The 7,001-nt window shown below is 37.9% G+C and carries 5 protein-coding genes and 1 pseudogene; 3 read left to right on the top strand and 3 right to left on the bottom strand.

Annotation, left to right across the window (positions count from 1 at the left end; all coding sequences use genetic code 11):
- Nucleotides 1-53: 53 nt before the first annotated feature.
- Nucleotides 54-980, bottom strand: coding sequence for a LysR family transcriptional regulator (locus CRG87_RS07315; protein ID WP_074426119.1), 927 nt, complete (start codon nucleotides 978-980; stop codon nucleotides 54-56).
- A 118-nt stretch (nucleotides 981-1,098) separates the two neighbouring features.
- Between CRG87_RS07315 and CRG87_RS07310 the strand changes: the two genes are divergently transcribed.
- Nucleotides 1,099-2,979: a flavocytochrome c gene (locus tag CRG87_RS07310; RefSeq protein WP_074426118.1), complete on the top strand. Its 1,881-nt coding sequence runs from the start codon at nucleotides 1,099-1,101 to the stop codon at nucleotides 2,977-2,979.
- 70 nt (nucleotides 2,980-3,049) lie between these two features.
- On the opposite strand, the gene citG is transcribed toward CRG87_RS07310, so the two are convergent.
- Nucleotides 3,050-3,874, bottom strand: a complete 825-nt coding sequence (gene citG, locus CRG87_RS07305) for a triphosphoribosyl-dephospho-CoA synthase CitG (protein ID WP_074426117.1) — start codon at nucleotides 3,872-3,874, stop codon at nucleotides 3,050-3,052.
- A gap of 159 nt (nucleotides 3,875-4,033) precedes the next feature.
- Between citG and CRG87_RS07300 the strand changes: the two genes are divergently transcribed.
- Nucleotides 4,034-5,428, top strand: coding sequence for an amidohydrolase family protein (locus CRG87_RS07300; protein WP_074426116.1), 1,395 nt, complete (start codon nucleotides 4,034-4,036; stop codon nucleotides 5,426-5,428).
- Nucleotides 5,412-6,758, top strand: a complete 1,347-nt coding sequence (locus tag CRG87_RS07295) for a uracil-xanthine permease family protein (RefSeq protein WP_074426115.1) — start codon at nucleotides 5,412-5,414, stop codon at nucleotides 6,756-6,758. Before CRG87_RS07300 ends, CRG87_RS07295 begins: the two co-directional genes overlap by 17 nt.
- Before the next feature lie 95 nt (nucleotides 6,759-6,853).
- Here the strand turns inward: CRG87_RS07295 and CRG87_RS08155 are convergent.
- Nucleotides 6,854-7,001: pseudogene (locus CRG87_RS08155) on the bottom strand (amidohydrolase family protein); the annotation flags it as partial.

Here is a 7,001-nt window from a genome sequence, read left to right as displayed (position 1 = left end):
AAAGTACAAGAAAAGAGGATCTTAATTGATCCTCTTTTTTGTTGTATTTGTGGTTATCGGATATTTGGCTGAATATTCTTTTCCATAAACTTTGCAATTAGTTTTTTGACACCTTCTTTTTGTTTAATCCCTGTCTTTACTGCAATAAAGTACTTAACGGTAATGATGTTTTTATTTAAGGGTAAAAGATTAATTGGTGTTTGGTTCATGCGCTTGATTATACTTGCGGCTGAAATAGTTAATCCTACACCTTTAATGGCTAAGTTGGTTGCGGTTAGGATACTATTAGTTTCTAATACGATATTTGGTTTAACATGAAATTTTTGAAATACACCATTAACTTGGTGACGAATAGCGGAATTTGAAGAACTAACAACAAAAGGTTCCTTGATAATTGTTTTGATATCATATTCATCTGGTTCAAGGATAAAGCGCCCTTTTTTAAAGTACCTTGATTTTGGCGAAATAATAATGTAGTAGTTTTCACCACCATTAACATAAAAATCTAGCCCACTGCTTAGTGATTCAGGTGTTTGGCCAATATAGCAATCTACTTGTTCAGCTAGAAGTTGAGCTTCACTTTTTCTGGGGTAAGTCTCTGTTAGTTGAACCTTGATGTTAGGATTTTGAGCAAGAAATTCAGGTAAGAGTTCCGGCAATAAAAAGGTACCTAGGCTCTCCAGTATCCCTATTCGAACGATTTCTTTATTGGGATCAGTATAAGGCGTAAGTTTATCTTCTAGCTTTTGGTTATTAGTAATAGCTGTTTCAAGATACTTATAATAGATCACTCCGGCTTTCGTTAAAGTATAGGGTGCAACATCTCTATTTAGTATTTTAGTACCTAGTTTGCGCTCAATCCGTTTAATTAGTTGGGTTAAATAAGGTTGAGAAATATAGAGTTCACGTGCTGCGCGCGTAAAATTACTTTCCTTTAACAAAACATCAAGATAATGGATTAAAATTTCTGGATCTTTCATATTCGTCCTCCGATAACATTTTTATTATAGCCTACTTGCTATAAAAGTATTTCAACTAAATATTGAAAGCTAGTAAAATTTAGTTATTAAAGATGTAAATAAGGAGGAATAATTCGAAATGAAACCAGGTACATATGCTGTAAAAGCTAAGGGACATGGCTCAAGTTTTATGCCAATGAAAGTTACACTTTCACAAGATCGGATTGAAGAAATAACAGTCGATTCAAGTGGTGAAACCAAGGGTGTAGCAGACGAAGTTTTTAAACGTTTACCAGAACAAATTATCAATAATCAAACTTTAAACGTAGATGCTGTCAGTGGTGCCACAATTTCAAGTCATGGCGTTGTTGATGGCGTCAGTCAAGCAATCAAAGAGGCCGGCGGCGATCCAGAAGAATGGGCTAATCGTCCTAAGCCTAGTGCAGATGCAGGACAAGATGAGGAATATAATACCGATGTTGTTGTAATTGGAGCCGGTGGCGCTGGTTTAACTGCGGCAGCACGAACAATTCAAAATAATAAAAAAGTTGTTGTGCTTGAAAAGTATCCTCAAATTGGTGGTAATACTACAAGGGCTGGTGGTCCACTTAATGCGGCTGAGCCAGAATGGCAAAATCAATTTAAAGCTCTTTCTGGTGAAAAAGAAAGTCTTGAAAAGCTTGCTCAAACACCAATTGACGAAATTGACCCTGAATATCAGGAAGATTTTAAGAAGCTGCAACAACAAATTAATGAATATGTTGAATCTGGCGCTGACTACTTGTTTGATTCAGTTTTACTACACGAAATTCAAACTTATTTAGGAGGTAAAAGAACAGACTTAAATGGCAATGAAATTCACGGTAACTATGCTTTAGTTACTGAACTTGTTAACAATGTGCTTGATTCAGTTAAGTGGCTAACAGATTTAGGTGTTAAATTTGACCGTTCGGACGTAACAATGCCAGTTGGGGCACTATGGCGTCGTGGTCACAAGCCTGTTGAGCCAATGGGTTATGCCTTTATTCATGTTTTAGGTGATTGGATTGAAGACCATGGTGCTACAGTTTTAACTGAAACAAGGGCAACACATTTAATCATTGAAAATGGCAAAGTTACTGGTGTCGTTGCACAAGGCAGTAACGGCAATAAGATCACTATTCATGCGCAGAAGGTTATTTTGACTTCTGGTGGTTTTGGTGCAAATACCAAAATGGTGCAAAAGTACAATACATACTGGGAACACATTGATGATGATATTGCGACAACTAACTCTCCAGCAATTACAGGTGACGGTATTGCCTTAGGTAAAGAAGCAGGCGCAGATTTAATTGGCATGGGCTTTATTCAGTTGATGCCTGTTTCAGATCCTAAGACAGGTGAATTGTTTACTGGAATTCAAACACCACCAGAAAACTTTATTATGGTTAACCAAAAAGGTGAGCGTTTTGTGAACGAATTTGCAGAACGTGACACCCTTGCCAAAGCTGCGATTGCTAATGGAACCCTATTTTACTTAATTGCAGACGATAAAATTAAAAAGACAGCATACAATACCACAGAAGAATCACTCGAAGCTCAAGTTGAGGCAGGCACTCTTCTAAAAGCTGATACATTAGAAGAATTAGCTGAAAAAGCTGGTATGGATCCAGATACATTAGTTAATACTATTAAGAAATATAATTCATATGTTGATGCCGGAAATGATCCAGAATTTGGTAAAAGTGCGTTCAACCTCAAGTGTGAAGTTGCACCATTTTATGCAACACCACGTAAACCAGCAATTCATCACACAATGGGTGGTTTAAAGATTAATCCAAAGGCACAAGTACTTGGTGAAAAAGATCAAGTGATTCCTGGCTTGTATGCGGCCGGTGAAGTTGCCGGTGGATTGCACGCTGGTAACCGTCTTGGCGGTAACTCCTTGGCTGATATTTTTACCTTTGGTCGTATTGCTGCCGATACAGCATGCAGTGAAATTGAAGATACTGATGTAGTAAGTGGTGCGTCACACCATTAATCATATTGTGATTTTTACTTAAACGAAAAAAACTAGTTAATCTAAATAGATTAGCTAGTATTTTTTTGTTCTAGACAATGTAGCCTTTTTCTAAACCCAAAAAGATAGTCACAATTAATAGGTCGGCACAGCCTCCTAAACTATAGTTCTTTTCCAAACACTCCTGGTTTAATTTTAAGAGTTCTTTTTTACCTAATGGGGAACCATAGCCGCCCAGTTCTAAATACCTAAGAGCGCGTTTTTGAAGCCATTTAACAGCATCATAATTACCCGCTCGTTTGATTAAATTGCTATCAACAGTAATTGTGGCAATTTTCATCAATGTGTCTAGAAGACGCACTTGTAAACTACCAGAACTATTTTTTAAAAAAGGTAAGGCGATATCGCTAATGATAGGGTAGCCTAGCTCAGCCTGCTGGCGCGCACCGCCTGTACCATATTGCTGGTATTCTTTTTCGCCTGCGGTTTGCAGTTTATTATTGTTAATTAGATCGTGCTCTACTAAGCTATGACACATCCGTTTAATTGTAGTAAATATTTCAGTTTGATTTTTCTTACTGTAACTTTCAGCACAAACAAAAATGCCTAAAGAAAAAATAGCACCTTTATGAGTATTTATTCCTTTAGTAGCGGTGTACATCTCTTTTTCAGCCAAAATACCTTGTTGTCTTAATTGCTGAAACATTTGCGTTAAATCAGTTGACTGAAAGGTTTGTCCGATCTCAACTGCTTCAGAAAAATAGTGCTCTAAGCTCAAGCTACTATCAATAAAAGTATAAATATTCATATCGGGATGCGGTCCCTGGCTTAAGGGATCGACGAGGCCTGGTTTAGGTTGTGTAACAACTTCGTATAAAAGCGCCCGAAGGGCATTTTGAGTAATTGAATTAGTCATAGTCGATTTTACTGTATTTCTTAAAGTTTAATGTTTTGTCACAATCAGTATACGCCACTTGGTTTATAGTAATGAATAACTTTTGAAAATAAAGTTGTCCTCTGCTAAGTTAGTTTGTTACAATAAATATGCGAATATTAAAACTATAATATAACAAAAATGTTCGATATTAAGGAGGAGAGAACCATTAATTTTTCAACTGTTATTCAAGGAAATTATTATACTGCAATCAATCCAGATGAGATTGAGTATCAAGAGCAAGCTCTAATTTGTATTGATAGTCAGGGCTATATTGCTGAAATTATTCAGTCAGGGGAAGCTAACTATCAAGAAGTTAAAGCTTCAGCAAGTAGGGGAGATTACTTGCTAAAACTAGACGATGATCAAGTAATTTTACCAGGTTTTATTGACTTGCATATCCACGCTCCCCAGTGGCCCAATGCGGGAGTAGCATTGGATTTACCACTGGAAGACTGGCTCAACGTTTATACTTTTCCATTAGAGGAAAAATATAAAAGTTCGGATTTTGCGCAAAAAGTCTATGAGGATTTAGTTCAGGAACTACTGGCTCAGGGAACCACCACCGCTCTTTATTTTGGTTCAGTTCACAATTCTGGTAACTTGGAATTGGTCAAGGCTTGTTTAAAGTACCACCAGCGTGGATTTGTCGGCAAAGTTGTGATGGATAATCCTGAGCAAACGCCTGAAAACTATCGTGACCAAACTGCTGCACAAGCACTAACTGAAACTGAATCTTTTATCAAGACTGTTTTTGAGCTAAATGAAAATGAGACTATTCCAGCTACACCTGTTATTACGCCACGTTTTTTGCCAAGCTGTACAGATGAGGCACTGCTTGGATTAGGGCAATTGGCGCAGAAGTATGATCTTCCAGTGCAATCTCATTGTAGTGAGAGCGATTGGGAAAATGGCTATGCGTTAGAACATTACAATAAACGAGATGCTGAAGTTTTAGATCAGTTTGGGTTATTGACAGATAAGTCCGTAATGGCGCATGGCACTTTATTAAATGACGATGATATAGCTTTATTTAGAGAAAAAGAGGTTGGGCTGGCGCATTGTCCAATTTCAAACGTCTACTTTGGCAATGCCGTTTTACCTGCTAAACAAATCTTACAAAATGGTAATAAGATTGGTTTAGGAACCGATATTTCTGGTGGCTATAGTCCAAGCATTTATCAAAACATCCGCCAAGCAGTGGTCTCTTCACACCAGCGCTACGAGGGAGTTGATGCTGAATTGGATCCGCAGGTTCGCGGTACCAAAGACGATATATTGTCGATGAAAAATGCTTTTTATCTGGCTACGGTTGGAGGAGCTTTGAGCTTACAGTTGCCTACAGGAGAAATTAAAGCTGGCTGTTATGCCGACTTACAAGTTGTTCATCAAAATTGGACTGCCTTTCAAGATGAAAGTCCACAAATGCGCTTTGAAAAGTTGCTTTATCAAACCACTAAAGAAAATATTGATCAGGTCATGGTACAAGGTCAAGTAGCTGCAAGTAAGGAGAAAAATAATGCAGACGAAAGATAATGGATTAATTTACGGTCCAGATGATAGTGTTCCTACTCTAGAAGCTGGCCTATTGGGTCTGCAGCATGTTTTGGCAATGGACGTCTATGTGCCACCATTAATCATCGCAGGCTTATTATCAATGGGAGCTGCACAAAAAACAGGATTTTTACAAGTTGCATTTTTAGCTTGTGGAATCGGCACGTTAATCCAAACAGGCCTTTTGATGAAAATGCCAATGTCTCAAGGACCTTCTTATGTACCAGTTGGTGCAGTAGTTGGCGTTTATTTAGCTAATGGTGGTCCTAACGGCGGAATGGCAACGGTTCTAGGGGCAACAATTGTTGGTGCCTTGCTTGTAGTACTTCTGGGCTTAAGTGGCGTTTATCAGAAGGTTGTTAATAAGTTAGTACCACCAGTAGTTGGCGGCACAATTATTGCTTGTGTGGGCCTCTCACTCATGCCTTCAGCACTCAATGACAATATCTTTCAAGCTAGCGGTAATTTAAATCGAAATATTGCTTTAGCTGGAATTACAATGGGGTCATTACTAATTGTGCTTATTCTTAGCAATTATGCTGGTCGACTAAAGAACATGTTAAAAGCAGGTTCGATTGTTATTGCGATGTTCGTTGGGACCGTTGCAGCGGCAAGCATGCACATGTTCAGCTGGGAGAGCGTACAAAAAGCTGCCTGGTTCTCATGGCCACAATTTACGATTTTGCATTATGGTGTTAGGTTTTCTCTCAGCGCAATTCTTACCTTTGTGATTATTTATATTGTTCTAACAACCGAAACAATGGGTACTTGGTTTGCGATGAGCAATGTAACAGGAATCGAAATCACGAAAAAACAGTGGGATCGTGGCCTAGTTGGTGAAGGTCTAAGTTGTTTAGTTGCCGCTTTACTGGGAAGCACGCCTATGACAGGCTATTCCACAAATGCAGGGGTTGTATCAATTACTGGGGTGGCTAGCCGTAAAGTATTTTTATCAGTCGGAATTTGGTTTGTTGTTTTAGGTTTTGTTGGTAAGCTTTCAGCTTTTTTAGCAGCTATTCCGAGTCCTGTAATTGGTGGGATTTTTGCGATTATCTGTGTGATTATTATGTTGAACGGCTTAAAGTCTATTCCTGAAGCTAACGGTAACCAAATTTACGTGGTAGGAGTTCCAATGGTATTAACTTTTGCTTTAGTTCTTATTCCAGCTAAAGTAATTGCTCAAGCACCATTATTCTTGCAATACTTCTTGAAGTCACCGATTACGATTGGCGCTTTGGCAGCAATTGTTTTGAATTTAGCATTTAATACACATTTTGGCAGGGTTGAAGAAAAAGCCAGTGTCCAAAAATAGTATAAATTATTTAACAGTTGATTAATTTTTACGATAAAAAACCTTCTAGAATGAACACATTTGTTCAAATTAGAAGGTTTTTTAGTTATTACTAATTAGTAAGCACGTTGGCCCTTTTTATAAACAGCTTTGTCTTCCTGCTGTACGGCTTTAACGCTTTCCAATGGATTATTATCTAAAACTAAGAAGTCAGCATACTTATCTGGCTCAAGAGTACCATATTCATTATCAATTTTTAGTAAC

The organism is Lactobacillus apis (genome assembly GCF_002837055.1).
In the GTDB taxonomy this organism is placed as follows: domain Bacteria; phylum Bacillota; class Bacilli; order Lactobacillales; family Lactobacillaceae; genus Lactobacillus; species Lactobacillus apis.
Note: the sequence above shows the minus strand (reverse complement) of the source record. Positions and strands in the feature narration are given on the sequence as shown.